Here is a 26,292-nt window from a genome sequence, read left to right on the forward strand (position 1 = left end):
TTTCGTTCGTCTTTCTAGGGCCGGCAGTTAGAAGGAACGCGACGTGCAGGAGCTCCTATATATACTCCTGGTACGAGGATGTCCTCTGTCACAACAGCGCCTGCACCAATAACTGTTTTATCCGCCACAACAACGGATGGTAGAATTGTGGCGTTTGCACCAAGCAGAACGGCTCGACCTAAACGCACGCCTCCAGCAATTACGCTACCAGGAGCAAGATGGGAAAAATCTCCTACTTCGCAATCGTGTTCAACAATAGCGCCGCTATTGACTATTACACCTTTTCCGATCCGACTGTCACGGTTTATCAAAGCTCCTGCAAGGATCATGCTTCCTGCCCCAGGAGTATCAGAAAAATACCGCTCGGGTTCCGCAATAAAATAAGATAAATTTAAACCGATTGTCTGTGCTTCAGTTTGAAGTCGTTCTCGAATGTCGTTGGCTCCTATGGTAATTAGGACGCTCGCAGCGATACTCGTGTCGATGGTCGAATAAACCACGGGAATCCCAATTACCGAACTGCCAATAGGAAGCCCTGCGTCTCCAAATAGTAATTGGCAATCTTTTTTTCTGCTTAGCTGAGAGGCTACTACTTTTCCATGCCCCCCGGCGCCGAATAGGCAAATCGTCTCCTTATCGGACATCTGCCAACTCCAACAATGTATTTGACCGTACCGCCTTGGTGAGAGGAAGGCCGACTATTAGATCAATCTTGTCAGGGCTTACCCCTGTACCAGGCCGTTTTGCGCATAGGTCTTCTTCGGTCAAGATATGCCCTGGAGCTAGATCGTGGCGGTAGACTAGACTCTTTCGAGCTACAGATTTAATTTGCTGCTCGTCGACGACCGCGCGCTTTATTCCATCTCCTAGGCCTAATTCGAGTTGTCGCAAAATATCAACCATGTGGCGAAAATCTTTTGGTTCTATGGACGCGCGATGATCGGGGCCGGGCAATCCCTGATCTAGAGTAAAGTGTTTCTCGAGAACAGACATTCCTAATGAGCGTGCGGCTAATGCAGCATATGGACCGATTGTATGATCAGAAAACCCAACAGGGCAACCGAATGCGGCTTGCAGTGCTGGTAACACCCGCAGGTTCTGGTCCTCAAGACGTGCTGGATAATTGGATACGCATTGCAGAATCACAATATCATTGTTTGGCAACTGTTCTACGGCTGTAGCGATTTCTCTAATGCTTCCCATTCCTGTAGAAAGGAGAACTGGTAGCTTGGTTTTTGCCGCTTGTCGGAGAAGGGGTAAGTTAGTAATTTCTCCCGAAGGCCATTTCAAGCACGTTGGAGAGAGAGAGGCTACAAAATCAAGACTCAGCGGATCGAATGCGGTAGACATGAAATCAATGTCAACCGTAATGCAATGTTCCTTCAGTTCTTTAAAGGCCTCGAACGGTAATTCGAGACCTTTAAGCATCTCGTACTGACTACCGGCACCTGTGGTTTCGGTTTGATAGGCAGCCTTGCCTGTGCCTTGTAGTATTAAATCTTCTGTACGAAACGTCTGAAATTTGACGGCATCTGCCCCTACCTCCTTTGCGGCGTCAATCAAGCGATGTGCCAGGTCGACACTGCCATTATGATTCACTCCTATTTCTGCAATGATATAAGTTGGTTGATTCGCCCCAACTTGTCGTCCTCCGAGCTTGATCATTGGTTCAGAGTTCATGGCCTTTTTCCTTTCTTTGCATGCTCTCTATGCAGATTTTCTGAATTCTTTGAATAAGCTCGTTTCGATTATTCTGAAGCTCCACGTATGGCTTCCTTCGGTAATCTTGATAGATTTCCTGAAGTAAGGTTATTTCGCGTGGAAAGTCAATGTTGCGACGAAGCTCAGCAATGGTCTGCGATTTTCGATGAAAAGTTCGAGACAAAATCGCTGCGTCCGAACCTAACCGAACATGCTCCCCGAGCAGATATTCTGGGGAGATCATCCCTTCTCCCGCTCGGGCCAGGCCTCCAATACCAAATTTCACTGAATATTGCCTCATAGCAGCAGCAGATTCTTCTAACAGTCCTTCCGCCAAGGGCTGAAACATAAACGTCATCTTTAGATCTAAATGTAAATCATTTAGTCCGATGTGAAGTCTCTGTAATGGAAGAGTCTCAACAATTCTTGGTAAATTCTGTAAAGCATCTCGTGTTTCTACCAACGGAACGGCCTCAGCTCGACCTGCCAATAGATCAAGAAAATAGGCGATATCGTCAGGTGTACGAAACATCGGGAGCATGACACTATTAGCTCCTCGAGCTAAGACCTCTCGGACTTCAGTAGCGGTATGCTCATGCAAAGGGTTAATCCGGACTAATAGGTGAGCATCGGGGACTGCTGCACGAATACGCGACACATCATCGAGCGTTTGTTTGCTCTTCCATGTATCAAGATTCTTTTGTCGAAGGTCTTTGCCAAGATATTCTAAGTCAACAAAAAGTCTATGGACTCCGTTCGCACTCACAAATTTAGCGATTTCACTATCGCTAACAATCATGAAGAATTGCATTTCTGCTGCCGCCGAGCCAATCTGAGGCGAAGATCGAACGCATTGATTCCCCTCTGGAGTGCGAGTTGACATGTCATGCACCCTGCACCGGTTCAATTGCTTTAGAGATCATTTCATGATCAGAGTCAATAAATAGTCGAGACCAAATTTCAAGAGAAATTAGAGCGCGCAGTTGACGTGTATGGTTCTCTTTGCCAGCGAGATGGGCTTCGACCATGGCGCGTACCGTCTGAATATTAAATAATTTTCGCGCTTCAAGACGTCCGTCCAGAAGGATGCTTCGGCAATAGTCTGCCAATTCGCTTCGAAACCAATTTCCAATCGGCACAGTAAACATCTGTTTCTTTCTATATGTCAATTCACTGCCGAGGAGTGGCGCAACCGCAGCTTTATAAATTGCCTTTGTCTCTCCCGAGGCCAGCTTCATATGTCCAGGAATTCGGAAGGCGAACTCTGCAAGCCGATAATCTAGGAAAGGAGATCTGACTTCCAAGGAGTTTGCCATGGCCATACGATCTGGCTTCACCAAATTGTTTCCTGGGAGCAACGCTGCGGTATCGCCAAATAATACTTTATTTATTGGGTCTTGATGTGAAACACGATTCATCTCGTTTGTTAGGGCACGATACGGATTTGAATCGTGAAACGCGTCCTTCAGTTCCCCTGCTAGCAATGTAGCGGCTTGATTCTCCATCAGAAGGCCAGAAAATCTGGCGTACTGCGAAACCCAGTTCTGCTCCAAGCTGTCAAGTGACTTGTCTTGAAAGAAATGCAGATATTTTTCATAGCCGGCAAAGAGCTCATCTCCTCCGTCTCCAGTCAGTACCATTTTCACATCTTTCGACGCCATGGCAGAAACTTGATCGGTAGGAATAAACGAAACGTCGCCGTGAGGTTGATCGCAATGCCAAATAAATCTAGGCCAAAGATGAGTCGTGTCGGGTATCATCGATTTGGCCTGATGCAAGGTGCCAAATCGACGAGATGCCATATGAGCAAATCGGGTCTCATCGTAAGCTGGATCATCAAACCCAATCGAGAAGCTCCGGACAGCCTCTGTTTGGTATAGGCTCATGAATGCAACTACAGAACTGCTATCTAATCCACCAGAAAGAAATGCGCCGAAGGGAGCGTCGGAGCGAAGTCTGATTCTTGTTGCGTCGTCCAAGTAACTTATAATGCCGGCCTTGGCATCAGCCTCTGTCATTTGGAGGTCAGGTGATATATCCGCTAGATCCCAGTATCGGGTGAGAGTGATACTGCCTGACGCATTAATTTCAGCTATATGGCCAGGGGGAAGATGATGAATGCCTTGAAAGGCAGTATAAGGCTGAGGGATATAGTTTAATGCAAAATATTGCGCTATTGCGTCATGATTGACTTGAACTGGATACCCCGTTGCCAGGATGGCCTTCAGTTCAGACGCGAACCATAAGGGTTGCTGAGCAGTCGGCTGAGTAATGTAGAGTGGCTTAACTCCTAGCCGGTCTCTATATAGGCGGAGGGTTCTGGAGGTTGCATCATAGATTGCAATGGCAAACATACCATTCAATTTTTCAACAAAGCGGGGCCCCCAGGTTTCGTACGCCCTCAAAATCACTTCGGTATCGCCAGCCGTCGCAAAACGGACGCCGTGACGACGAAGTTCCTCTCTTAACTCTATGTAATTGTAGATTTCGCCGTTTTGTACGACTACGATGCTTTTATCGTTAGAAAAAATAGGCTGGTTACTAGCTGAAGAAAGGTCAACAATGGAGAGCCTACAGTTGCCAAGGGCGCAGGTTGAGTCGCTAAAATGGCCTTTTGCATCAGGACCTCGATGGCTTATGGAATGTGCCATTGCATCCAATTTGGAAGTGGATACTTCGCCCGTTCCGAAAGTGAAGGCTCCAAAAATGCCGCACATTATTCAATTTCCTTCGCAAAATTTTGGATAGCTGTAATCACTCTTTTTTGATTGTCCCAGGTCATATTACTACCCGATGGGAGGCAGAGCGATTGAAGAAAGAGACGCGAAGATACGATGTCAGTTTCTGAATGAGTTTCTAACGCATAGTCGCTACATAGGGGCTGCATATGCATTGGCTTCCACGCAGGTCTGCTTTCGATGCCATGCGCGCGTAAGTAGCGCATCAATTGATACACATGCTTATGAACTATATTAGGGTCTAATGTGATAACTGTAAGCCAGCGGTTCCCTACTGAGTTTGGAGGATCCGCTTGAAAACTTATGCCAGGTGTATTGGACAGTGCATCTCTATATCGTTGGAAAATTAATCGACGCTTATTTACGCGATTTGCCAGCAGCTCTAATTGTCCGAGCCCTATTCCAGCCAGAACGTTTGACATTCGGTAGTTGTAGGCAACTTCCGAATGCTGATAGTGTTCTGCCGTCTCTCTTCCTTGTGTGGATAATTTTCTCGCGTATTGAATGAGATCTGCGCGATCGGATACTAAGGCCCCACCACCAGACGTGGTTATTATCTTGTTGCCATTGAACGAGTACGCCGCTAGCAAGCCGTGTGAACCGCTCGGTGCGCCTTGGCATGTGGCGCCGAGACTTTCTGCTGCGTCTTCTATAAGAGGAATTTTGTATTGATTTGAGATAGCCAATAGACTGGCCATGTCGGCGGATTGTCCATAAAGGTGAACAACGATTATGGCTTTGGGTAAAGTTCCGTCCTTCGAGTCTTTTTCCAAACGCCTTGCCAACGCCACGGGGGACATGTTCCAGGTTGTCGGTTCACTATCTATCAAAACGGGCAGCGCCCGTTCGTAGAGGATCGGCTGCAAGGAAGCCGCAAATGTCAGATCTGAGACATAGACACGATCATTAGGGCTAATGCCGATAACTCGCAGAGCTAAATGAATCGCGGCGGTTCCTGAGGACAGCGCCAGGGCCGCATTACGGCCAGAGACTTGAGCTAAGGCGCGTTCAAATGCTTCTAAATTGGGACCCGCGGGGGCGATCCAATTGTCGTCGAACGCCTGTTGTACATACCCAATTTCTGCTAGGCCAATATGTGGCGGAGATAAGAGTAGATTAGGCTGATATTTCTCTCTGCTTACCAGATCTATCGGTCGACAATTATCGTCAACCATAGCAATCGCATTGACGTCAGGATGTGCATTAAATAGATCCTGGAGCGCTGCATCCGTTGCGGGCTGGCGAATCGTTAGAGGAGGGCGCTGTGGGAGTGAGCTTATGAGCGTCGCCATTGTGCCTTGGCTCAAGAGCGCTCTTCGTATGTCGCCATCGGAAACTGTTCTGGTAAGTTTTCCGCTCGCATCAACAGCAAGACATAGCTTGATCGCCGCGGCATTCAGGGTGGAAAGTGCATCCCGAATAGTCGCATTAGGGCCAATAATTTGCTTTTCTAGCGTCATTTTTACATCCTATTAGCAGGCGCATTTTCAGAGAGAATCGCTCGAACTTCTCTGCTGTGCGTCAAAATGGGCCGTGGCGCCTTATTGCGAATGGCCATTCCTAACTGCAGGCCGAAGAAAAGGAAAATAACGTATGTAATTCGGCTGTCTGTGATTACTGTTTCGATCTGCATCAATGCAAAGAGAAGGACAATTTGGAATTTCAGTCCTTGATCTCTTAAAATGGTGCTCTGCCTAAAAAGCGAATATATTGCTCCGATAAAGCAAAGCAATGCGAGCAACCCATAACTTCCGAGAATGTGGAAAAAAGCATTATGTGCATGATCGACTTCGAGGCGAGCGGCGACAAAAGAGGGGAGGGAATGATTAAGCGTGTCGATAAACTGAGTTTGCCCCGCCGCTATGAAATCTATTCCGTGGGAGGCGAAATAATTAAGTACGGTCGAGTAGAGCGCAAGACGTACTTGATCAGACCAGTTGCCGAAAAGCTCTACGCTTGTAGCCCAAAAGTATGCCATAATGGAAATGGCCAATAATGCAAGTATTTTAGAGGCAGAGAGAGATATTGGCTGGCTAAGGAGAAAAAGGGGGAGAAGCAGTAGCAGTGTTCGAGAATCAACCGCGGTAGAAAATGCAAACAACAGGCCCATCATTAGAAAACGGAAAAAAAGCTTCTTATTCTCGACTACTATCAGAGATAAGAAATAAAGAATGATCGCTGATCCGTTGTTATCTGGTGGATAGAGAAACCCTCTGCTTGCTTCTGAATCCTCACCTCCCGCCAAGAGGTACCAACTTGCTACAAGCAACATCAAAAGAAGCGCCAAGCGTTGTATATTTTGAAAGTCTGTTCTAATCCTGGTCCCAGCTAATAGGCAGCAACCCATTAAAAAGAATTTTGTACTCTCAATGACTTCGCCCTGAGTTGAGGATGAATATGCGGCTATTGCAGAGAATAACGACGTCAGAGTAAGGAGGATAAAGGGCGGAGCTATTTCACGATATACCGATGCTCTTAACCCGAAAATTACTGGTGACGTAGCAGATACGGCCGCCGCTATCGGCGGCGGAGCAAATAGCATCAAGAAGGGGACGACATAGTGCCGGAGCCAAAGTCTAGTTTTCCGCTTGTACCCTAGTCTATGATTCATTTGTATCCAAGCTCCGCGGACTCAGTTGTTGCAGTGATAGTTTTCGTTTTTAATTGAGAAAACCATAAAGATCAATTAGGTCATCAGCCATTTTTTCTTGGGTGAAACAAGCCAAGGATTTTGTCGCGCCCTTCCAACCCATCTTTAATCGCATATCTCGGTCAATTGCCAGCTCCCTCATTTTTCTTGCCACGGCTTGACTATCTAGTCTATTGACGAGATAGCCGGTTTGTTGATCATCTACTACTTCGGGTATTCCCCCGACATCTGCCGCTATGGTAGGAAGGCCTCTTCCCGCAGCCTCTGCGAGGACAATGCCGAACGTTTCCATTTCTGGTAAGTGGATAAAAACATGGGCTGCGTCCAGTTGACGAAACACTTCGCTTGTCGCACCAGTTAGCCGGAAAGATGATTCCAATCCGAGGGAGGCAATGTACGCAGATATCTCATTTTTCTTTGGGCCATCTCCGACGAAGATCACTCTAATTGGTGGAGCTTGATCGAGCTCGTAGTACGCTCGCACTGCGTCCACAATTTCCTTGTGTCCTTTTTGGCCGGTAAACATGGCTACACTTACAAAAGTTATCGGTGCAATTTCATCGCGTTGTTCTGTCAGCTTATAAAAATCCGTCTTCGCCTTTAGAAGGAAATTTGCGTCGAGAGTAGAATTATAGACAACCCGTATTTTAGATGCATCTACTCCGTAAGAAATGAGCTTGGTTTTTACTGATTGCGACACTGCAACTAATTCAAATGGTACGTGTTTTAAGAAGAATTCCTTTCCATTTCCTAGGACGGTGTTGAATATCTTTGCTCTGGTGATTTTTGCAGCAGGATATGCCGCGACTCCGGCGTGGGCGTTAAATGTGTGGATGACAGAGAATTTTTCTCGACTACAGAGCAACGCGAGCTTGAATGCAACGGTGGCTGTTGAAAATGCAGAACGGTGTTCTATCGACAATTCTGGAATGTGTACGTGTTTAAACCCTTGCTGATCTAGAACTGAGATCAATTCACCTCCACTTGAGGCAAAGACAACATCAATCCCTCGAGAGCGAAGAGAATGAGCGCTGGAGAGCATTAGGCGTGCTGGACCTGCAAGCTTAAGATCAGAGCGAACAAAGAGTATTTTTCTTTTCATATTTGTTTGGTGTACGAGTATTTACGTAGCGCTACCAAAGATGTAAGTGCGCCTACCACTGCGCTGACGCTAATCGTTGCTAGGATCAGAAGCGCGTTTCGGAAATACAAGCTAATGGCGAGCCCACCAGTTGTGGCTATGAGAATGCTAAATGCTATAGCCTCAATTTTTCGCTGTTGGCCCAGCGTCGCGAATGTACGTTGTGTCATCTCTATGATAGGGATAAATACAACCACAGGAAGAAGCGGGATGCTATAGGGTAGCACCTTGAGAATTTCAAATTTTTGGCCGTTCAGAATTTTCAAGCTAAATTCAGGAAAGCCCTTGTTGAGTAATAAAAGTGCGGCAATTGAAATGGCTAAAGCCGCATTGTTGCGGCTCAGCTTTGCTATTTTTTGAACTGCTCCCCTTCCTTCTGTTGAGATGATTTGGGAAAAGAAACGTGATCCGAAAACAAACCAAACAGACGTGAGGACTAGGAGTGGAATTTTAAGCCCGTAACTGACCAATGAGGCTTTTCCCTCATCCAATTGATTAGCGGCGAGCACCGCCGCTAATAGGCAAAGATTCATTGAGAGCATTGCCGCACCTCCGGCTAGAGTATTTCTTAGGTCGGTAGAGAAGATTGACCGCCTACTTTTCGCCAGCCGCAAGATGTCTTTATTAGGCCATACTGGAACTGCGATGCGCGCAAAAACTATCGTTCTGAGAGCAAATGAAATAACGAGCCCAACAGCATAGGACGTGATGTCTAAGTTGAATAGCAGAAGTGACGCAATAAGCGGTAGTGTTATTATAATATTTCCCGAAATGACGGGCGTTTGCTGATTGCGACTCAAGAATATTGCAACTTGGTATTCTGCGATTATTGAGAAGAACACGGTTGCCGGGACGATTGCGGCAATTGCGAATTGTTCGCCACTCCTCGCTTCATCGGGAACGGCAATTACGTATACAAAACTTATTGCCCACGCAATGGTAGTAAAGATAAATCCTGTTTTAATGCCGTCGAGCATTGCATATGTGGAAAATTCGCGTTGTTCTATTTTTCTTGACAGCGGAGTTAAATTGGTGACAACGCAGATTCCGACGGCGCTTGCAAGCAAACTGCAAATGCCGTAAATAACAACAAATGTGTCAAGAGAGGAGGATATCCCGACGTGCTCTAGAAGTGCAATTTCTCTGATTAGCCCCGCTATTTTCGAAACTATTGTGATTAATAGCAGAAAATAGGTTAATTTAAAAAGTCGTTTCATCTAGGGCCGTCAAAAGGATCGTCGTACAAAGTGCAGCGTTTGGCTTCGTGAAAAGGCGACTTTGATGTCCGGCCATTCGGGTGTAATTGGGCCGGTTGGGGTTAAATGCAGAGTCCGAGGGTATTGAGAAATACTTAATTGCTGTAGATTAAGTATTTTTGGTCGAAAAGGGAGCGGGCAAGTTGCATGCTCGCAATCGCGAGGAAGATCAGAACGCAGAGAGGAGCTAGTCCGATCTGTCTTGAGACGCATGCTTATGCCTGGGTCGCATGTGTGGTTGGCGAGATTAGGCAGCGTGGCCCACAGCTGTTTCGCGTTCAGCCTTCCAGTTTTGAGTGGTAGATACTAATCCTTCTCCTTTCGCCAGGATTGAGGGGTCCATCGTCTTGGGGAGCGAACGGGCGGAAAGGAGAGAGTACGGAGTATATTCTGGGACGAGTCGCTGCAGAGCTATGCGAATGTCCAAGCTGGCCCCATTCGTGCACGCAATGCGAAGTTGTTCTAGCAAGGGCTCAAGTTGATCTAGAGTCAAATAATGCTCGCGTGAGCAAAGAATGCGTGGATGTTCGCTTGGAATAGTGTCACCGCCGATTAGTAGCTCTTCGTAAAGTTTTTCCCCAGGACGTAATCCCACGACCTGAATCTCGATGTCGCCATTCGGATTGTCTGTGTCTTTCACAGCTAAACCCGACATTTCAACCATGGTCCGTGCTAGATCAATAATTCTTACTGGGTCGCCCATGTCAAGTACAAAGACTTCGCCACCTTGGGCCATGGCCCCAGCCTGAATCACAAGCTGGGCCGCTTCCGGAATAAGCATGAAATAGCGTGTAACATCCTCGTGGGTGACCGTAATCGGGCCGCCGCGCTGGATTTGATTGCGAAATAATGGGACAACCGAGCCGGAAGAGCCTAGTACATTACCAAAGCGAACCATGCTAAAGGTGGTTCGATTATTGGGGCGTAGAGAAAAGGCTTGAAAAATTAGCTCAGCGCAGCGTTTGGTCGCGCCCATTACATTGGGAGGGCGAACTGCCTTGTCCGTGGAAATCAGTACGCACGTTTCAATATTATTTTGAGCGGCAGTGAGGGCAACTGCCCAAGTTCCCAGAACGTTATTGCGTATGCCCGCTGCCATATTGTTTTCTACGAGCGGTACGTGCTTATAGGCTGCTGCATGGTATATGGTATTGACCTGGTGTTCGCGGACAATCTGACTTAGTTGTGAAATGTCGCATACGCTACCCATATACGCATAGAGTTTGATGTCGGGAAAGCGCTCTTTTAATTCATGTTCGATCGCATAAAGAGCGTATTCTGAATGATCAAGTAGAATAAGCTGGCTGGGTTGTTGCGATTCGATCTGTCTGCACAGTTCACTACCTATTGAGCCTCCCGCTCCTGTAACAAGTACAGATTTTCCCGTAACGCACTTAGAAAATAGGTCGCTTCTTGGGGGAACTGGCTTACGGCCCAAGAGATCTTCGACTTGAACCTCTCGAATGGCGCTTTCTAGTATCTTGCCTTCGACCATCTCCGCCATAGTGGGCAGGGTACGCACAGGAATGCTGAGATGAGAGAGTCGATTGACAATGGTTCGCCGTCGCTGTGGAGAAGCGGACGGGATTGCTAGAACAATCTGCTGAATTTCGTGCTTATGTAGGACTTCGTCTAAACGACTTAGCGGATACACGCGGAGGCCGGCTACATGTTTGTTAGCCAGACGGGTATCATCGTCGAAGAAACAAATCGGTGCGTACGCGTGGCTGGTACGCATGGCGTTAACCAGTTGAAAACCGGCCTCGCCTGCTCCATAGACAGCGACTCTCGGCGCTTTGAGGTGTTTGCGCAAGGGCGTACGCAGGAGGTTGCGTGCTCCAAACCGAGAAATGACGACGTAAGAAAAAGCAATAAACCAATAGATTAACAAGGAACTGCGCGGCGGTGTGGGAAGGTCAAATAGTAGGCAGCCCGCATACGTCCCGATTGCTATGATAGCAAGTCCGATGCCTGTAGATCGGAGCATGGATATATCCATGTATCGAACGACAGTTCGATAAAGGCCGCAAAAATAAAAAACCGGAATGGCGGCTAGCGCCATAATCACGGGTGCGCTAATTCCGTACTTTTGAAGGATTATTGCATCGCCTAGGCGGAGATAAAAAGCTGCAATTAAGCTGGCTGGGAGCGCGATAGCGTCAGCGATGACCATAACCGCGATTTTTTGCGGTCTGGAAAAAGAAAGTAAGATATTGCGGAGCTTGGTCAACATAAATTACCTTGTACCAATCTAGTTGCGGTAACGAGCTACTGCGTAAGAGGCAACTTGCCTAGCTGAGCTCATTGCCCATCGACTTGTGATTGGCAAAGCGGTTGGCACTCGGTAGAGCATCGGCAGTCTATGCTAAACAGGCCGAATTGCGTCAATCCCGCGAACAGGGGATTGCGAGAGGTCAGGATCTCGCTTTTTGGGAGGCCACGGAGAGTCTGTAAGGTTAGCATGTCGTGCCTCTTTATTGCTCGCCGCAAGGTAATCCGTTGCATCTGTTTGTACCTGGACGACATGTTAGCCCGAAGCGTGGGAAATACAAAAAAAGCGACCATTGTAAGAAGCTTGTATATATCTTCGAGTGGGTTCTTATTCTAAAGTTGAGACATCTGCTCTAGTGACTCGTGGGGTGTGGCTACTCCACTATCGGTGAATAATGGACTATCAGAGGTGCACAAGAGGACATCGCGAGGCGGAGGATCAAGCCAGGCTGGTGGCCAGCCGGTCCACGCATCGGACCGCCAGCATTTCCTCGTCCGCCTCCACCATCAGGCGCAGCTTGGGCTCGGTGCCGGAAGGGCGGATCAGGACCCGGCCGCGGCCTTGCAGCGTGGCGGAAACCTCCCGGTAGGCCGCGGCCAGGCCGGGATGGGATTCCCATTCCAGGTCGGGTTGCAGCTTCACGTTCACGAGTTTCTGCGGCAGCAGGTGCAGTTCCGAGGTCAGGGCCGGCAGGCCCTTGCCGCTGCGGCGTATGGCGGCCATGACCTGGAGGGCGGCGATGACGCCGTCGCCGGTTGAGTGGCGGTCCAGGCACAGGATGTGGCCGGAGCTTTCGCCGCCGAACAGCCAGCCCTTGTCCTGCAGGGCTTGCATCACGTTTTTGTCGCCAACCGGGGTGCGGACGAAGGGAACGTCCAGGTCGGCCATGCGTCGTTCGAACGCGTAGTTGGTCATGACGGTGCCGGCCACGCCGGCCACCGGGCCTTGCGTCATGCGGTCGCGCACGATCACATAGAGCAGTTCGTCGCCGTTGTACATGCGGCCGCTGGCATCGACCATTTGCAGCCGGTCGGCGTCGCCGTCCAGGGCCACGCCCAGATCCGCGCGGTGTTCCTTGACCTTTTCGGCCAGGGTTTCCGGATGGGTGGCGCCCACTTTTTCATTGATGTTGAAGCCGTTGGGCTCGCAACCGATGGTGATGACGGTGGCGCCCAGTTCCCGGAAGACGTTGGGCGCGATGTGGTAGGCGGCGCCGTGGGCGGCATCGACCACGATCCGCAGGCCGCTCAGGTCCATTTCCGGAGGGAAGCTGGCCTTGCAGAATTCGATGTAGCGGCCGGCGGCGTCGTCCAGGCGCTTGACCCGGCCCAGTCCTTCGGAGGGCGTGCAGCCCATGGGCTGGTCCAGCGCGGCTTCGATGGCCTGTTCGGTCTGGTCGGGGAATTTGCTGCCCTGGGCCGAGAAGAACTTGATGCCGTTGTCGTCGAAGGGGTTGTGCGAGGCGCTGATGACGATGCCGGCGGACAGGCGCAGCGCGCGGGTCAGGTAGGCGACGGCCGGGGTGGGAATGGGGCCGGCCAGGACGACGTCCACACCGGCGGCGGAAAGGCCGGCTTCCAGGGCGGATTCGAGCATGTAGCCGGAAATGCGGGTGTCCTTGCCGATCAGGACGGACGGACGATGTCCGCGCGGGGCCTGGGCCAGGAGGACCTGGCCGGCGGCGTGGCCCAGGCGCAGGGCGAAGGCGGGATTGATGACCGCTCCGCCTACTTTGCCCCGGATGCCGTCGGTGCCGAAATATTTAACTTGTGCTGCAGCCATGATTTCTTCCGTGCGTTCTTATTGCCTCATGCTTCTTTGCTTGTTCGACGAGGAAAGCGACGCCTGGCGTTCCTTTTTATCGGAGCACCGGTAGAGACAGGCCGCCATGATTCCCCACTACGGCTTTTATGGAAATCTGCCGTTTAGCCAACGCAAGCCACACGGACGACAGCATAGGCGGGGAAGTGTGACACTCCACTTCCGCTATGTAACAAAATACGGGAGATGGTCCCTAGAATGGGGTAATGCCCAGGGGGTCGCGCACCGGGCCCCCAGGTATCGCAGCGCTTACAATTTGTTACGCTGTTTAACTAATGTTCGAAGTTTTGCGGTCTTTGCCCATCTGGGAAAGTCCAGGTGCTGGAGTCATTCCCTGGATCGGTGCAGGACCAGCCAACGGGGGGTGCGAAAGCGCACGATCGCTGTATACAGCCAAGTATAGACAGCGATGAAGATCGTGAGACATAGCATTAACACTAGGCCTCGATCCCAGAACACGGTGGCCGGGACGATGGCGACCAGGCTGAGTGCCCACAGGTAGGGGGACGTGACGGCGTTGCGCTGGGTCAGCAGCCGCGCGTTGCGGGTGCCGATGGCCCACCGGATCACCCGCTTGTAGATCAGCATGTGCAGATGGACCCCATCCGGCATGCTGGGGGACATGCCTCGGAGATATTTCTTTCGATATATGGAGAATAGCGTTTCGAAGATGGGATAGATGAACAGCAGCGCGGGATACCAGGCCGAGACCACGGGATTGCGGACCACCAGCAGGATGCCCAGTTCGGCCAGCATGAAGCCCAGGAAATAGGCGCCACCGTCGCCCAGGAAAATCAGGCCGTAGGGATAGTTCCAGACCAGGAAACCCAGGATGGCGCCGATCATCAGGAGCGAGCCGCCCAGGATGAGGGGGTCGCCGACCTTGAAGGCCACGTAGCCCAGCGAGGCGAACATGGCCAGGGCCGCGGCGGCGGCCAGGCCATTGAAGCCGTCGATGATGTTGACCGCGTTGACCATCGCGCCCACGCACAGGATCGCGGCCAGGCCGCCGACCACCGGGATGGCCAGCCAGGCATCGGCCATGGGGATGTCGATGCGGGTGACGGTGGCCTGCAGCAAGACGGCGGCCAGGGCGGCGCCGGCGAACGCGCAAAGCAGGCGGACGGTGGGGCTGATGCGCTTGGTGAAGTCTTCCGCCAGTCCGATTCCGAACACCACGGCCGAACACAGCAGCAGCAAGGCAAGGTCGATGGCCAGTGGGAAGTCGCGCGAGGTCAGGGCGGCGACCGCCACCGTACAGCCCCCGACGATGCCCAGGCCGCCGATCCGGGGCACGGGCCGGACGTGGAATTTCTGGACGCCGTCCAGGTCGTGGTCCGCCGCGGCGCTGTCGCGGTTGGCGAAGCGCACGATAAGCATGGTCACGAGTAGGGAAACAATGAAACTGATCGTCAGATTGAGCATGCATGCTCGCCGCGGGTGAACGCCGGTCCGTTGCCGGCGCAAAGGATTGTTTAGCCTGTTATTTGTATATCCGACAGCCAGGGCGTGTCACGCGACTCCAGGTATCGCCTGGTATCGCATAATTATCGCCCCGTTACGCCGGGTTACGTCATACAAGAAAACAGGGTTTTCGTGCTTCAACTTCATCTATAGTCCCAGTGAACTTTCCGGGATATGCACCGGACTATATCGCCTGGAAGGGCGGTGCATGGACACCAAAATAAGTAAGTGAGTGCTGATTGCTCGGTTCGCCCATGGCTGGCGGGCGCATCGCACCACTACGGCCCATCAAACGAATCTGAATCAGGAGCATCCCGTGGGGACCAACGTCTCATCTTCACCCGTCGACATCGCCGCTTCCGCCTTCAAGGCCTATGACATCCGTGGCGTGGTCCCGTCGCCGCTCAGCCCGGAATTCGCCCGCCGCCTGGGCGCGGCGCTGGCGCTGGAAGCGCACCGGGCCGGCGTGCGGCAGGTGGTGGTCGGCCGCGACGGCCGGCTGAGCGGGCCGGATCTGGCGCAGGCGCTGCAGGCCGGCCTGATGGCGGGCGGCATCGACGTGCTGGACGTGGGCATGGTGCCGACGCCGCTGGTCTATTACGCGGCCAACGTCAGCGGCACGGGCTCGGGCGTGGCGATTACCGGCAGCCACAATCCGCCGCAGTACAACGGGTTCAAGATGATGATGGCCGGCACGACGCTGTACGGCGATGCCATTACCGCGCTGCGTGAGCCCATGATGAAGAATGCCGGCGGGGATGCGGCCACGCCCGGTTCCCGCAAGGAATGGGATGCCGTGCCGGAGTACCTGCAGCGCATCGTGGGCGACGTGAAGCTGGCCCGCAAGATGAAGATCGCGGTGGATGCGGGCAACGGCGTGGCCGGCCCGGTGGCGGTGCAGTTGTTCAAGGCGCTGGGCTGCGAGGTGGTGGAGCTGTATTGCGACGTGGACGGGACCTTCCCCAACCACCATCCGGATCCCGCCGATCCGCACAATCTGGAAGACCTGGTCCGCTGCCTGGCCGAGACCGATTGCGAGATCGGCCTGGCCTTCGACGGCGACGGCGACCGCCTGGGCGTGGTGACGAAGTCGGGGCAGATCATCTGGCCCGATCGGCAACTGATCCTGTTCGCGCGCGACGTGCTGTCGCGCAATCCGGGCGCCGAGATCATCTATGACGTCAAGTGCAGCCGCTACGTGGCCCAGGAAGTGAAGGCCGCGGGCGGCAAGCCGCTGATGTGGAAGACCGGGCATTCGCTGGTCAAGGCCAAGCTGAAGGAGACCGGCGCGCCGCTGGCGGGCGAGATGAGCGGGCATATCTTCTTCAAGGAACGCTGGTACGGTTTCGACGATGGCCTGTATACCGGCGCGCGGCTGCTGGAGATCGTGTCGCGCTCGGACAACCCTTCGGCGGTGCTGGAAGCCCTGCCGCAGGCCAAGTCCACGCCTGAACTGAAGATGGAGACCGCCGAGGGCGAGCAGTTCGAGGTGGTCAAGCGCCTGCAGGAGCAAGGGCAGTTCACCGGTGCGCGCGAGGTGATCACGATTGATGGCGTGCGGGTGGAATACGCGGACGGCTTCGGGCTGGCCCGCGCCTCGAACACGACGCCGGTGGTGGTGCTGCGTTTCGAGGCGGACGACGATGCCGCGCTGGCGCGCATCCAGCAGGATTTCCGCACGCAGTTGCTGCGCGTCGCTCCCGACGCCAAGCTGCCGTTCTAAGGAGGAGAGGGCATGCAGGAAGGGGTTCCCGCCGATCTGGTGTCCGTTGCGCCGTTGGCCGAGACGGCCGAATGGCGCGCCTTCGTCGAGGCCGCCCATCGGGCGGATCGCCGGGCGGGCACGCTGCGGGTGGTAGAGGTGGCCGGTCTGTCGGTGGACCTGAGTACCCAGGCGCAGTCCGACGAACTGTCGGCCGCGGGCGCATCGCTGCTGGCCGCCCGTGATTTCGAGGCCTCGCGGGCGCGCCTGCTGGAAGGCGGCATCGCCAATTGCACGGAAAACCGCGCCGCCTGGCATGCCGCCCTGCGCGCGGAAGAGCCGCCCGGGCGGGTGGCGGGCCGGGTGCTGGCCGAGCGCGACCGTGTGCGGGCCTTCGTGCGCCATGTGGATGCGGAAGGGCGCTATGACAGCGTGGTGCATATCGGCATAGGCGGCAGCGACTGGGGCCCCAAGCTGGTGGTGGCCGCGCTGGGCTATGCGGGTACGCGCAGGCAGATGCGCTTCGTGTCCAATATCGATGGCCATGCCATCGAGGCGGGCCTGATCGGGCTGGACCCCAGGCGCACGCTGGTGGTGGTGTCGTCCAAGTCGTTCGGCACGACCGAAACCCTGCACAACGCCGATTGCGCGCTGCGCTGGCTGCGCGAGGCCGGCATCGCCGACCCATGGTCGCAGGTGGTGGCCGTGACGGCCAATCCCGACGCGGCGCGGGACATGGGCGTGGCGCCCGAGCGCATCTTCACGTTCTGGGACTGGGCCGGGGGCCGTTATTCGGTCTGGTCGGCCATCGGCTTGCCGATCGCGCTGGCCTTGGGCGCCGAGGCGCTGGACGGGCTGCTGCAGGGCGCGGCCGCGATGGACGTCCATTTCTCGACCGCGCCGCTGGCCGCGAATGCGCCGGTGCAGCTGGCCCTGGCGGGGCTGGCCAATCGCAACGCGTTCGGCTATGCCTCGCTGAACATCGCGCCCTACGACGCGCGGCTGGTCCATCTCGTGCCCTATCTGCAGCAATTGGAGATGGAGTCGCTGGGCAAGTCGGTCGACCTCGGGGGCCGGCCGGTCACGGTGCCGACCGGGCCCGTGGTCTGGGGCATGCCGGGCACCGACGGCCAGCACACGTTCTTCCAGTGGCTGCACCAGGGGCCGGAAGGCGCTCCGGTGGATTTCATCATCTGCCGCGAGGCGGACCACCCCTACCCGGAACACCACCGGCTGCTGGTGGCCAACTGCCTGGCCCAGCGCGAGGCGCTGCTGCGCGGCAAGTCCACGCCCGTGCTCGAGGCGGAGCTGGCGGCGAAGGAAAGCGACCCGGCGCGCGCGGCCTGGCTGGCGCGGCACAAGATGCATCCCGGCGGCCGGCCATCCACGCTGATCGTGTTGCCGCGCCTGAGCGCGCATGCGCTGGGGGCGTTGCTGGCGCTGTACGAGCACAAGGTGTTCGTGCAGGGGCTGGTGTGGGGCATCAACCCCTACGATCAGTGGGGCGTCGAATACGGCAAGGTCCTGGCCACGGGCATCGCGCGGGAATTGGCCGGCAAGGGAGCAGCGGACGGACACGATGCGTCGACCGCGTATTGGGTGGCGCAGTGGGGCAACGGCGGGATGTAGGCAACGCGCGCGCTTTTCGGCTATCGTGAAACCATTGTGTTGCGGGAGAGCGTATGAAACCCTCCGAAGCCCTGGCCTTGAACCGCGTCGCGATACGGCGTGTGGTCGAGTCTCATCGCGCCCGCAATGCTCGTGTATTTGGCTCCGTACTGCGCGGTAAGGATACGGATAGCAGCGACCTGGACATCCTCATCGATCCGACGCCGGAGACGACCCTATTTGACATCGGTGCGATCCGACACGAGTTGGGCAAGCTGTTGGGGGTGCCAGTGGATGTTCTCACTCCCAACGCGCTGCCAGATCGTTTCCGGGCCAAGGTGCTCGCGGAGGCTCGCCCGGTATGACTCTTGACCAGCAACGCTTGGTCGACTATCTCACGCATATCGTAGAAGCCATCGAACGCATCAACTACTACACCGGCGGCATGGACGAGGGCACGTTCCTGCGCGACCAACTCGTGCAGGATGCGGTGATTCGCAATTTCGAGATCATCGGCGAGGCCAGTAACAACATCGAGAAGCGCTATCCCGAATTTGCAGCGGCGCATCCGGAACTGCCTTTGTCGTTCGCCTACCAGATGCGCAACGCTCTTGCCCACGGCTATTTCAAGGTCGATTTTGAGATCGTCTGGAAGACGATCCAGCGCAGTCTTCCTGGGTTATTCGTTCAAGTTCGGGAGGCCTTGGCCAGTATCACTGGCCCGGACATTGAAGGGATGGGGTCATGACCGCCCAGGTGGATCGCGTCCTTCTTGCCAGTTAAAACCCTTCCTTCCCCTCAATCCAGCAGCGCGGGATCCCAGGCGTGGACGACCTGGCGCTGTTCGCCCAGGCCGGGAATGCCCAGCGTGACGACGTCGCCCGCCTTGAGGTAGACCGGGGGCTTCTGTCCCAGCCCGACGCCGGGCGGCGTGCCCGTGGCGATCAGGTCGCCGGGTTCGAGCGTGGTGAAGCGGCTGATGTAGCTGACCAGGAAATCCACGCCGAAGACCATGTTGCGCGTGCTGCCGTCCTGGCGGCGTTTGCCGTTCACGTCCAGCCATAGGCGCAAGTCCTGCGGGTCCGGGACTTCGTCGGCCGTTACCAGCCACGGGCCGATCGGGCCGAAGGTGTCGCAGCCTTTGCCCTTGTCCCACTGGCCGCAGCGTTCGAGCTGGTATTCGCGTTCCGAGACGTCGTTGATGACGCAGAAGCCTGCGACATGCCGGCGGGCGTCCGCGGGTTCGACGTAGCGGGCGCGCGTGCCGATGACGATGCCCAATTCGATTTCCCAATCGGTCTTGGTGGAGTCGCGTGGCATGACGATGGGGTCGTCGGGACCCTGGATGCTGCTATTCCATTTGGCGAACAGCACTGGTTCCTGGGGAACGGGCTGGTTGGACTCGGCCGCGTGATCGCTGTAGTTCAGCCCGACGCAGATGAATTTCCCCGTGCCGAGGTAGGGCGCGCCCAGTCGCGTTCCGGTCGGAACGATGGGCAGATGCTCGGTGTCCAGCGCACGCAGGCGGTCGAGCTCGGCGGGGGACAGGGTGGCGTGGGTGATGTCGTCCAGGTGCGAGGACAGGTCGCGCATCGCGCCGCGCGCATCCACGAGGCCGGGTTTTTCGTGGCCCTTGGGGCCATGGCGTAGAAGTTTCATGGGTGATGGATGATGGGTTGTGCCGGTGTCGTCAAAGCGAGACGCGCGGGATATGGGCCTGTTCGATGACACCTGCCCATTTGCGGATTTCCTGGCGCGTCTTGTCTTCCAGTTCCTGTGGCGTGGAACTGGCGGCGATGGCGCCTTGCGCGTTCAGCTTTTCCTTGACGGCGGTATCCGCCAGGGCAAGAGCGGTTTCGCGGGCGAGGCGATCGATGATGGCTCGCGGCAGGCCCGCGGGACCTACCAGGGCCGTCCAGGTGTAGGCCTCGAAGCCGGCCATGCCCGATTCGACGAAGGTGGGGACGTCGGGAAGCGACGACAGCCGCTGGTCGGCGCCGACCGCAAGCGCACGGATCTTGCCGCTCTTGATGTGCTGGTAGGAGGCGAGCGCATTGTCGAACATCACGGAAACTTGTCCGCTGATCAGGTCGGCCAAGGCCAGGCTGCTGCCCTTGTACGGTACATGCACGATGTCCAGGCCCTGCTGGCTCTTGAGCAGTTCCATCGTCAGGTTGGGCGGGGAGCCCACGCCGGGCGACGCGTAGTTCAGCTTGCCCGGGTTGGCCTTTACCCATCGTATGAACTCCGCCAGGTTTCTGGCGGGAACCGAGGGATGTACGTTCAACACCAGCGGCAGGATGGACGTGAGCGAGATCTGCGCGAAATCCTTCAGCGGATCGTAGGGCATGCGTTCGAACAGACTGATGTTGACCGCATGCGGGCCGTTGCCCGTCAGAAGCAGGGTATAGCCGTCCGCGGGCGCCCGGGCCGCGGCTTCCTGGCCGATGATGCCCGAAGCGCCGGCCCGGTTGTCGACGATGAAGCTCTGGCCCAGTGACGCGGACAGCCGGTCGGCCAGGATGCGGGCGATGATGTCGGTCGCGCCGCCGGCGGGGAAGGGGACGATCATGCGTACCGGCCGGTTGGGCCAGTTGTCTTCCTTGGCGTGCGCGGCTTGCATGACGGGGGCGATGGCCGCGGCAGCCGTCAGCCCGAGCAGAGTTCGGCGTTTCATGATGGCGGTTTCCTTGGTGGTTCCGGCGCGGGTCCGCGTCAGTGCCCGGCAGGGCGGTAGAACGGCGCATCGCCCTGGATCGTCGTACGCCGCATCAGCCGGCGATAGGTATTGTCGAAGTCGGTGGCCCGATGCATGGTCGACCGGTTGTCCCAGAAGACGAGATCGCCCGGCTGCCATTTGTGGCGATACACGAAGGCGGGTTGGGTGGCGAAGTCGCTCAGCTCCACGACCAGGCGCCGGCCGGCATCGTCGTCCATGCCTTCGATGCTGCGGGTCAGGCCTTCGCCGACGTACAGCGCCTGCCGGCCCGTGGAGGGATGGGTGCGTACCAGCGGATGCGCGACGGGCGGCGTCTTGGCTTCTTCGGCCGGCGTGAGCGGCGTGCGGTGGGACAGATAGGTGCGGTAGTGCCAGGGGTAGTCGTGGACGCCGCGCAGCCCGGCCAGCCGCTGCCGCTCTTCGGCGGGAAGGGCGTCGTGGGCGGCGAACATGCTGGCGAACTCCGTATCCGCGCCTTGCGGCGGGCATTCCACCCCGTACAGCAGCGAGCCCATGCTTGGACGGGGCAGGAACGACATGTCGGAATGCCAGAGCATGCCCGCGCGGTCGGCGCCGATCTTCTCCCCTTTCTCGTTGGTGATGTTGGAAAGAATGGTGACTTCCGGGCAATCGGCCATGTTGAAGCGATTGACCACGTGGCCGATCAGCGGACCGAAGTGCGCGCTGAAGTCGCGGTGAGCGACGGGGGGCAGGTCCTGGTCCCGGAAGATCACCACGCCGTGCTGCTCCCAGGCGTCGCGGATGTCCGCGACGGCGTCGGCGGGGATCGGCCGGGAAAGATCGACGCCCTCGATCTGGGCGCCGATGTACTCGGTGAGCTTGCGGACGGTAAGGCCGCTGGCGGTGCGATAGCTGTCTGCAAGAGTCGTCTGATCCATCATGTCTCCTCGTTTTGTTTAATTGTCGACAATAGATGGCCGTGATGTCAATGCAGGGGTTTTTACTGATAAAAATCCATTCTGATTCGTTATGTTGTCTTGTCGACAACGAGCCCGGCGTACAGCGCCGTCAGGTGGCGAGCACGTTCAACGCATAGGCCAGGTTGTCCTGGACCAGTTTCTGGCCGCAAAGATTGGCGCCGGCATGGTCTTGCCTGCGCAGCGCTTCGAGCAACCCGCGCCAGTTGTCCAGCGACTGTTCGCGGCGAGTGGCGGAGGACAGGCCGAGATTGGTGTAGCGGGCGATCTGCAGCGACATTTGGTTCAGCATGCTGGCCAGTTTCCTGTTGCCGCAGTGTTCGCAGATCAGCCGGGCCATGCTGGCGGACAGCGCGGCGTGTTCCAGCGCGCGCGCCTGTTCGTCGGCGCCTTCGAGCGTGGACATGCGGGCCAGCGTATCGTCCAGGCGGCGCAGGTGGGCCTCGGTGCGGGATCGGGCGAAAAGATCGCACGCGACGCCCAGCAGCGCGGCACGGATCTGGTAGATCTCGACCATTTCATCGTGGCTGAGCGCGGTGACCTTGGCGCCGTGGCGGGGCTGGATGGACACCACGCCGTCGCGTTCAAGGATGCGGAACGCTTCGCGCACGCTGCTGCGGCTGACCCCGAAATAACCCGCGAGCGGGATTTCGCGCAGGCTGGCGCCGGGCGCGATCTCGTTCTTCATGATCGCTTCGGCGATGGCTTCGGCGACCTGTTCAGGCAGGCTCGTGAGATTGGGGGGAGACCGTAGCAGCAGGGAGTCGAGAGCCATGAAGCGGTTGCTTGTTGGAGAAGAAGGTGGGCAGACTGTGCGGGCAGTCTGCCTGGGTATTGTCCAATAAATCGGCACCGGCGTGGCCGGCCGAAGCTGTGGTTCCTATTCGAGTCGACCCCGGCAATTGAGTGCCGGTCCTTCCCTCCGGTTAAAATCCGCCCTTTCCACGCAGCCGGTTTCTCGCCGGCTTCCGTCCGTGCCCCGTATTCTCCTCGTCAAGACCTCGTCCATGGGCGACATCGTCCATGCGCTGCCCGCCGTCTCCGATATCGTCCGCCACATGCCGGACGCGCAGATCGACTGGGTGGCCGAAGAGGCATTCGCCGCCATCCCCGCGCTGCATCCGCGGCTGAACGCCGTCATTCCCGTGGCGCTGCGCCGTTGGCGCAAGGCCTGGTGGTCGGCGTCGGTAAGGGCCGAGCGGGCGGCCTTTCGCAAGCGGCTGCTCGAGCATCGGTATGACGCCGTGATCGACATGCAGGGGCTCTGGAAATCGGCGATGGTGGCGCGCATGGCGAACGGGCCGCTGCATGGTTGCGACCTGCGTTCGGCGCGCGATCCCTTCGCGTCTTTTTTCTATCAGTATCGCTACCGGGTGGTGTTCGAGCAGTCGGCGGTGGTGCGCATGCGGGAACTGGCCGCCTTTGCGCTGGGATACGAGCTGGCTGGGCCGCCGGATTTCGGTATCCGCGCCGAGCCGCCCACGGGCCTGCCCGCGCGCTACGCCGCGATCATGCCGTCGGCCAGCCGGCCGACCAAGCTGTGGGCCGAGACGTCGTGGCGTACGGTGCTGGAGCGGCTGGCGGTGGCGGGGCAGGCGCCGCTGGTGTTTGCCGGTACCGAAGACGAGGCGGCCCGGGCGCAGCGCCTGATCGCCGGTATTCCCGGTGCCCGGGCGCTGCCGCGCATGGGGCTGGCCGAGGTGGCCGGCGTACTGGCGGGCGCATCGGTGGTGGTGGGGCTGGACAGCGGGCTGACGCACCTGGCCGGCGCGCTGGGGCGACCCACCATTGGCATCTACGCCGACTACGATCCGGCGCTGGCGCCGGTGACCGGCTCGGCCTATACGGCCAGCCTGGGCGGGCGGGGGACGCCGCCTTCGTGCGAACAGGTGCTGGCGGCCATCGGGCAGGCGCTGCCGGCCGTGCCGGGAGTGGCGCGTTGATGCGGGGCGCGGTGCTGCAGGCCGTGTATTCGTCGTTGTGGCGGCTGGCCACGCCTTTCCTGCTGTGGCGCATCTGGCGCCGGGCGCGGCGCGAGCCGGTGTACGGCGTCCATCCGGCCCAGCGTTTCGGTTTCTATGGCAGCGGCCGGCATGCGCCGGCGCGCGGCGGTTTCCGCGCCGCGCCGGTCTGGGTGCATGCGGTCAGCCTGGGCGAGACGCGCGCGGCGCAGCCGCTGGTCCGGGCGCTGCTGGACCGTGGCCTGCCGGTGCTGCTGACCCACATGACGGCCACCGGCCGCACCGAGGGGGCGCGCCTGTTCGAGCAGGACATCGTGCAGGGCCGGTTGCGGCAGGTCTGGCTGCCCTATGACATGCCGGGGGCCGTGCACCGCTTCTACCGGTATTTCGCGCCGCGCTGCGGCCTGCTGGTCGAGACCGAGGTCTGGCCCAACCTGGTAGCCGGCGCGCGGCGCTACGCGGTGCCGATCGCCCTGGTCAGCGCGCGGTTGTCGGCTTCGTCGGCGCGCAAGACGCTGCGGGTGGCCAGCCTGGCGCGCCGCACCTACGGCCGCCTGGATGCCGTGTTGGCGCAGACCCGGGCCGACGCCGAGCGGCTGCGCCAGGTGGGCGCGCGCGATCCGCAGGTGGTGGGCAATCTGAAGTTCGACCTGCAACTGCCCTACGACCTGATGCAGGCCGGCGCCGCCTGGCGCCAGCGCCTGGGCCGGCCCGTCATCGCCTGGGCCAGCACGCGCGAGGGCGAGGAAGAGGCCATCCTGGCGGCCCTGCGCGACATGCCCCGCACGCAGGGAGGGCTGGCGCCGCTGGCCGTGCTGATCCCCCGGCATCCCCAGCGGTTCGACGAGGTGGCGGCCATGGTGCTGGCCTCGGGGCTGTCCATGCGGCGCCGTTCGTCCATGTCCGGCATGCCGTTCGGTTCGGTCGACCCGGACACCGCGGTGCTGCTGGGCGACAGCCTGGGCGAGATGCCTTTCTATTACACCGCCGCCGACGTGGCCATCGTGGGGGGCAGCTTCGCGCCGCTGGGCGGGCAGAACCTGATCGAAGCCGCCGCCTGTGGCGTGCCGGTCATCGTCGGTCCGCATACCTTCAATTTCGCGCAAGCTTCCGAAGATGCGATCGAGGCCGGCGCCGCGTTGCGCGCGGACAGCGCCCAGGCGGCCTGGCGGCTCGCGCAGGAACTGATCGACGACGAGGACCGCCGCGCCGGCATGCGCGCCGCCGCGGGCCGGTTCAGCGCCACGCACACCGGCGCGACGCAGCGGGTGATGCGGGCGGTCGGGCCCTGGCTGGGGTGAGCGCCTAGCGGCTTTGCAGTCCCGCCGCCGCCTCTTCCAGGCACGCGATCATCAGTTCCGCCCCGGGCGTCAGCCCCCGGTTCCGATTCCACAGCACACCGCGCGGCCGCATCAGGTGCGGGAAGCTTAGCGGCAGCACCGCCAGCGGCTCCGACGCGTCGGCCGCGACGGCCCCGGCCATGACGGCGATCGCGTCGGTGACGTGCAGGTAGGCGCGCGCCAGGTGCGTGGACAGGGTCTCGACGTAGTTGTTCGGCAGCGTCATGCCGTGTTCCTCCAGCGTGCGTTCCAGCGGCGCGCGCAGGATGCTGCCCGCCGGCGGCAGGATCCACGGGTAGGGTTGCAGGTCGGACCATTTCAGGCGCCGGCGCCGGGCCAGCGGGTGCTGGTGCCGCGTCATGAGCTGCACGGGGTCCTCCAGCAGTTCCCTTTCCTCGAAGCCGTCGGCGGCGCTGCGCAAGGGCAGCCGGCCGACCACGAGGTCGACGCGGCCCTGCCAGAGTTCGGGCAGCAGGGTCTGGGCGGTGCCCTCGGTGACCAGCACGTTGGTGTGGGGCGAGCGCTGCTTGAGGATGGCGATGGCCTGAGGAAGCAGCATGGAGGTGGCGGCGGGGAAGGCGCCGATGTGGATCTTGCCCACCGCGCCCGAGCTGAGCGAGTTCAGTTCGTCGCGCGCCTGGTGCAGTTCGGTCAGCAGGGTGCGGGCATGGCGCACCAGGCATTCGCCGTAGGCCGTGGGACGCAGGCCCTGGGCGGTGCGGGTGAACAGTTCCAGGCCCAGGCCCTTTTCCAGTTCGGCCAGGGCCTTGGAGACCGCGGGCACGGTGACGTGCGAGCTTTCGGCCACCTGCTTGAGATTGCCGTGGTCGTGCAGCGCGGTGATGAGTCGGAGGTGGCGTGCCTTCAAGTTGATCTGGAGATACCAGTCGATCTGCGTCATGCCGCCTCCAGGGGAAAGGTCTGTTGCCGGTTGTTCGAGCCGGGCGATTTTACTCAACCGGCCCGCGCGTGCCGCGCAGG

The 26,292-nt window shown here is 57.7% G+C and carries 22 protein-coding genes; 6 read left to right on the plus strand and 16 right to left on the minus strand.

The features are described 5' to 3' along the window. Window positions 1-14: 14 nt before the first annotated feature. The 11 genes from EGT29_RS04950 to EGT29_RS05000 form a co-directional block, all read right to left on the minus strand. The gene (locus EGT29_RS04950) at window positions 15-644 is read right to left on the minus strand and encodes a NeuD/PglB/VioB family sugar acetyltransferase (protein WP_124687972.1); all 630 of its coding nucleotides are present in this window, start codon (window positions 642-644) and stop codon (window positions 15-17) included. Next, on the minus strand, window positions 634-1,680 hold the full coding sequence (locus tag EGT29_RS04955; protein WP_202865588.1) for an N-acetylneuraminate synthase family protein: 1,047 nt from the start codon (window positions 1,678-1,680) through the stop codon (window positions 634-636). Before EGT29_RS04955 ends, EGT29_RS04950 begins: the two co-directional genes overlap by 11 nt. Beyond that, on the minus strand, window positions 1,670-2,584 hold the full coding sequence (locus EGT29_RS04960; RefSeq protein WP_124687973.1) for an aldolase/citrate lyase family protein: 915 nt from the start codon (window positions 2,582-2,584) through the stop codon (window positions 1,670-1,672). Before EGT29_RS04960 ends, EGT29_RS04955 begins: the two co-directional genes overlap by 11 nt. Window position 2,585: 1 nt before the next feature. Continuing rightward, window positions 2,586-4,418, minus strand: coding sequence for an asparagine synthase (glutamine-hydrolyzing) (gene asnB, locus EGT29_RS04965; protein ID WP_124687974.1), 1,833 nt, complete (start codon window positions 4,416-4,418; stop codon window positions 2,586-2,588). Continuing rightward, on the minus strand, window positions 4,418-5,899 hold the full coding sequence (locus tag EGT29_RS04970) for an aminotransferase class I/II-fold pyridoxal phosphate-dependent enzyme (RefSeq protein ID WP_124687975.1): 1,482 nt from the start codon (window positions 5,897-5,899) through the stop codon (window positions 4,418-4,420). The genes asnB and EGT29_RS04970 overlap by 1 nt, the downstream gene beginning before the upstream one ends. Window positions 5,900-5,901: 2 nt before the next feature. Beyond that, entirely contained in the window at window positions 5,902-7,050 is a 1,149-nt protein-coding gene (locus EGT29_RS04975) for a hypothetical protein (protein ID WP_161567700.1), read from the minus strand. A gap of 49 nt (window positions 7,051-7,099) precedes the next feature. Then, entirely contained in the window at window positions 7,100-8,191 is a 1,092-nt protein-coding gene (locus EGT29_RS04980) for a glycosyltransferase family 4 protein (protein ID WP_124687977.1), read from the minus strand. Next, complete coding sequence (locus tag EGT29_RS04985; protein ID WP_124687978.1) at window positions 8,188-9,447, minus strand: hypothetical protein; 1,260 nt, start codon at window positions 9,445-9,447, stop codon at window positions 8,188-8,190. The genes EGT29_RS04980 and EGT29_RS04985 overlap by 4 nt, the downstream gene beginning before the upstream one ends. 286 nt (window positions 9,448-9,733) lie before the next feature. Beyond that, window positions 9,734-11,719, minus strand: a complete 1,986-nt coding sequence (locus tag EGT29_RS04990) for a nucleoside-diphosphate sugar epimerase/dehydratase (protein ID WP_124687979.1) — start codon at window positions 11,717-11,719, stop codon at window positions 9,734-9,736. A gap of 477 nt (window positions 11,720-12,196) precedes the next feature. Continuing rightward, window positions 12,197-13,540, minus strand: a complete 1,344-nt coding sequence (glmM, locus tag EGT29_RS04995; RefSeq protein ID WP_124687980.1) for a phosphoglucosamine mutase — start codon at window positions 13,538-13,540, stop codon at window positions 12,197-12,199. A 366-nt stretch (window positions 13,541-13,906) separates the two neighbouring features. Continuing rightward, window positions 13,907-15,004, minus strand: coding sequence for a glycosyltransferase (locus tag EGT29_RS05000; RefSeq protein WP_124687981.1), 1,098 nt, complete (start codon window positions 15,002-15,004; stop codon window positions 13,907-13,909). A gap of 355 nt (window positions 15,005-15,359) precedes the next feature. Between EGT29_RS05000 and EGT29_RS05005 the strand changes: the two genes are divergently transcribed. The 4 genes from EGT29_RS05005 to EGT29_RS05020 are packed head-to-tail and all read left to right on the plus strand — an operon-like array spanning window position 15,360 to window position 19,101. Next, window positions 15,360-16,766 (plus strand): phosphomannomutase/phosphoglucomutase, encoded by a 1,407-nt coding sequence (locus EGT29_RS05005; protein WP_202865589.1) that lies wholly within the window; start codon window positions 15,360-15,362, stop codon window positions 16,764-16,766. A 12-nt stretch (window positions 16,767-16,778) separates the two neighbouring features. After that, complete coding sequence (gene pgi / locus EGT29_RS05010) at window positions 16,779-18,374, plus strand: glucose-6-phosphate isomerase (protein ID WP_124687982.1); 1,596 nt, start codon at window positions 16,779-16,781, stop codon at window positions 18,372-18,374. Between the two features lie 53 nt (window positions 18,375-18,427). Next, complete coding sequence (locus tag EGT29_RS05015) at window positions 18,428-18,718, plus strand: nucleotidyltransferase family protein (RefSeq protein WP_087840889.1); 291 nt, start codon at window positions 18,428-18,430, stop codon at window positions 18,716-18,718. After that, a complete protein-coding gene (locus tag EGT29_RS05020; RefSeq protein WP_124687983.1) occupies window positions 18,715-19,101 on the plus strand; it encodes a DUF86 domain-containing protein in 387 nt (128 codons plus the stop codon). The genes EGT29_RS05015 and EGT29_RS05020 overlap by 4 nt, the downstream gene beginning before the upstream one ends. Before the next feature lie 50 nt (window positions 19,102-19,151). Here the strand turns inward: EGT29_RS05020 and EGT29_RS05025 are convergent, their stop codons facing one another. The 4 genes from EGT29_RS05025 to EGT29_RS05040 form a co-directional block, all read right to left on the minus strand. Next, window positions 19,152-20,012, minus strand: a complete 861-nt coding sequence (locus EGT29_RS05025) for a fumarylacetoacetate hydrolase family protein (protein WP_124687984.1) — start codon at window positions 20,010-20,012, stop codon at window positions 19,152-19,154. Between the two features lie 31 nt (window positions 20,013-20,043). Then, window positions 20,044-21,030, minus strand: coding sequence for a tripartite tricarboxylate transporter substrate binding protein (locus tag EGT29_RS05030; RefSeq protein WP_161567701.1), 987 nt, complete (start codon window positions 21,028-21,030; stop codon window positions 20,044-20,046). A 38-nt stretch (window positions 21,031-21,068) separates the two neighbouring features. Next, window positions 21,069-21,971: a TauD/TfdA family dioxygenase gene (locus EGT29_RS05035; protein ID WP_161567702.1), complete on the minus strand. Its 903-nt coding sequence runs from the start codon at window positions 21,969-21,971 to the stop codon at window positions 21,069-21,071. A gap of 130 nt (window positions 21,972-22,101) precedes the next feature. Beyond that, window positions 22,102-22,785, minus strand: coding sequence for a GntR family transcriptional regulator (locus tag EGT29_RS05040; RefSeq protein WP_124687987.1), 684 nt, complete (start codon window positions 22,783-22,785; stop codon window positions 22,102-22,104). 232 nt (window positions 22,786-23,017) lie between these two features. Between EGT29_RS05040 and waaC the strand changes: the two genes are divergently transcribed. Both waaC and EGT29_RS05050 read left to right on the plus strand, forming a co-directional pair. Beyond that, a complete protein-coding gene (waaC, locus tag EGT29_RS05045) occupies window positions 23,018-23,953 on the plus strand; it encodes a lipopolysaccharide heptosyltransferase I (protein WP_124692226.1) in 936 nt (311 codons plus the stop codon). A gap of 11 nt (window positions 23,954-23,964) precedes the next feature. Continuing rightward, window positions 23,965-25,272: a 3-deoxy-D-manno-octulosonic acid transferase gene (locus EGT29_RS05050; protein ID WP_370283019.1), complete on the plus strand. Its 1,308-nt coding sequence runs from the start codon at window positions 23,965-23,967 to the stop codon at window positions 25,270-25,272. A gap of 4 nt (window positions 25,273-25,276) precedes the next feature. Here EGT29_RS05050 and EGT29_RS05055 read toward each other — a convergent pair whose 3' ends face one another. Continuing rightward, window positions 25,277-26,212 (minus strand): LysR substrate-binding domain-containing protein, encoded by a 936-nt coding sequence (locus EGT29_RS05055; protein WP_124687989.1) that lies wholly within the window; start codon window positions 26,210-26,212, stop codon window positions 25,277-25,279. Between the last annotated feature and the right edge of the window lie 80 nt (window positions 26,213-26,292).

Origin of the sequence: Pigmentiphaga sp. H8, assembly GCF_003854895.1 — a bacterium.
Taxonomy (GTDB): Bacteria; Pseudomonadota; Gammaproteobacteria; order Burkholderiales; family Burkholderiaceae_B; genus Pigmentiphaga.

What these genes read in the sequence shown, in the direction of transcription:
- asnB (WP_124687974.1), bottom strand. Translation starts at nt 4,418, where the DNA reads ATGTGCGGCATTTTTGGAGCCTTCACTTTCGGAACGGGCGAAGTATCC.
- EGT29_RS05000 (WP_124687981.1), bottom strand. Translation starts at nt 15,004, where the DNA reads ATGCTCAATCTGACGATCAGTTTCATTGTTTCCCTACTCGTGACCATG.
- EGT29_RS05030 (WP_161567701.1), bottom strand. Translation starts at nt 21,030, where the DNA reads ATGAAACGCCGAACTCTGCTCGGGCTGACGGCTGCCGCGGCCATCGCC.
- EGT29_RS05020 (WP_124687983.1), top strand. Translation starts at nt 18,715, where the DNA reads ATGACTCTTGACCAGCAACGCTTGGTCGACTATCTCACGCATATCGTA.
- EGT29_RS04960 (WP_124687973.1), bottom strand. Translation starts at nt 2,584, where the DNA reads ATGTCAACTCGCACTCCAGAGGGGAATCAATGCGTTCGATCTTCGCCT.
- EGT29_RS04985 (WP_124687978.1), bottom strand. Translation starts at nt 9,447, where the DNA reads ATGAAACGACTTTTTAAATTAACCTATTTTCTGCTATTAATCACAATA.
- EGT29_RS04950 (WP_124687972.1), bottom strand. Translation starts at nt 644, where the DNA reads ATGTCCGATAAGGAGACGATTTGCCTATTCGGCGCCGGGGGGCATGGA.
- waaC (WP_124692226.1), top strand. Translation starts at nt 23,018, where the DNA reads ATGGGCGACATCGTCCATGCGCTGCCCGCCGTCTCCGATATCGTCCGC.
- EGT29_RS04970 (WP_124687975.1), bottom strand. Translation starts at nt 5,899, where the DNA reads ATGACGCTAGAAAAGCAAATTATTGGCCCTAATGCGACTATTCGGGAT.
- EGT29_RS05025 (WP_124687984.1), bottom strand. Translation starts at nt 20,012, where the DNA reads ATGAAACTTCTACGCCATGGCCCCAAGGGCCACGAAAAACCCGGCCTC.
- glmM (WP_124687980.1), bottom strand. Translation starts at nt 13,540, where the DNA reads ATGGCTGCAGCACAAGTTAAATATTTCGGCACCGACGGCATCCGGGGC.
- EGT29_RS04990 (WP_124687979.1), bottom strand. Translation starts at nt 11,719, where the DNA reads ATGTTGACCAAGCTCCGCAATATCTTACTTTCTTTTTCCAGACCGCAA.
- EGT29_RS05055 (WP_124687989.1), bottom strand. Translation starts at nt 26,212, where the DNA reads ATGACGCAGATCGACTGGTATCTCCAGATCAACTTGAAGGCACGCCAC.
- EGT29_RS05040 (WP_124687987.1), bottom strand. Translation starts at nt 22,785, where the DNA reads ATGGCTCTCGACTCCCTGCTGCTACGGTCTCCCCCCAATCTCACGAGC.
- pgi (WP_124687982.1), top strand. Translation starts at nt 16,779, where the DNA reads ATGCAGGAAGGGGTTCCCGCCGATCTGGTGTCCGTTGCGCCGTTGGCC.
- EGT29_RS04975 (WP_161567700.1), bottom strand. Translation starts at nt 7,050, where the DNA reads ATGAATCATAGACTAGGGTACAAGCGGAAAACTAGACTTTGGCTCCGG.
- EGT29_RS05015 (WP_087840889.1), top strand. Translation starts at nt 18,428, where the DNA reads ATGAAACCCTCCGAAGCCCTGGCCTTGAACCGCGTCGCGATACGGCGT.
- EGT29_RS04955 (WP_202865588.1), bottom strand. Translation starts at nt 1,680, where the DNA reads ATGAACTCTGAACCAATGATCAAGCTCGGAGGACGACAAGTTGGGGCG.
- EGT29_RS04980 (WP_124687977.1), bottom strand. Translation starts at nt 8,191, where the DNA reads ATGAAAAGAAAAATACTCTTTGTTCGCTCTGATCTTAAGCTTGCAGGT.
- EGT29_RS05035 (WP_161567702.1), bottom strand. Translation starts at nt 21,971, where the DNA reads ATGGATCAGACGACTCTTGCAGACAGCTATCGCACCGCCAGCGGCCTT.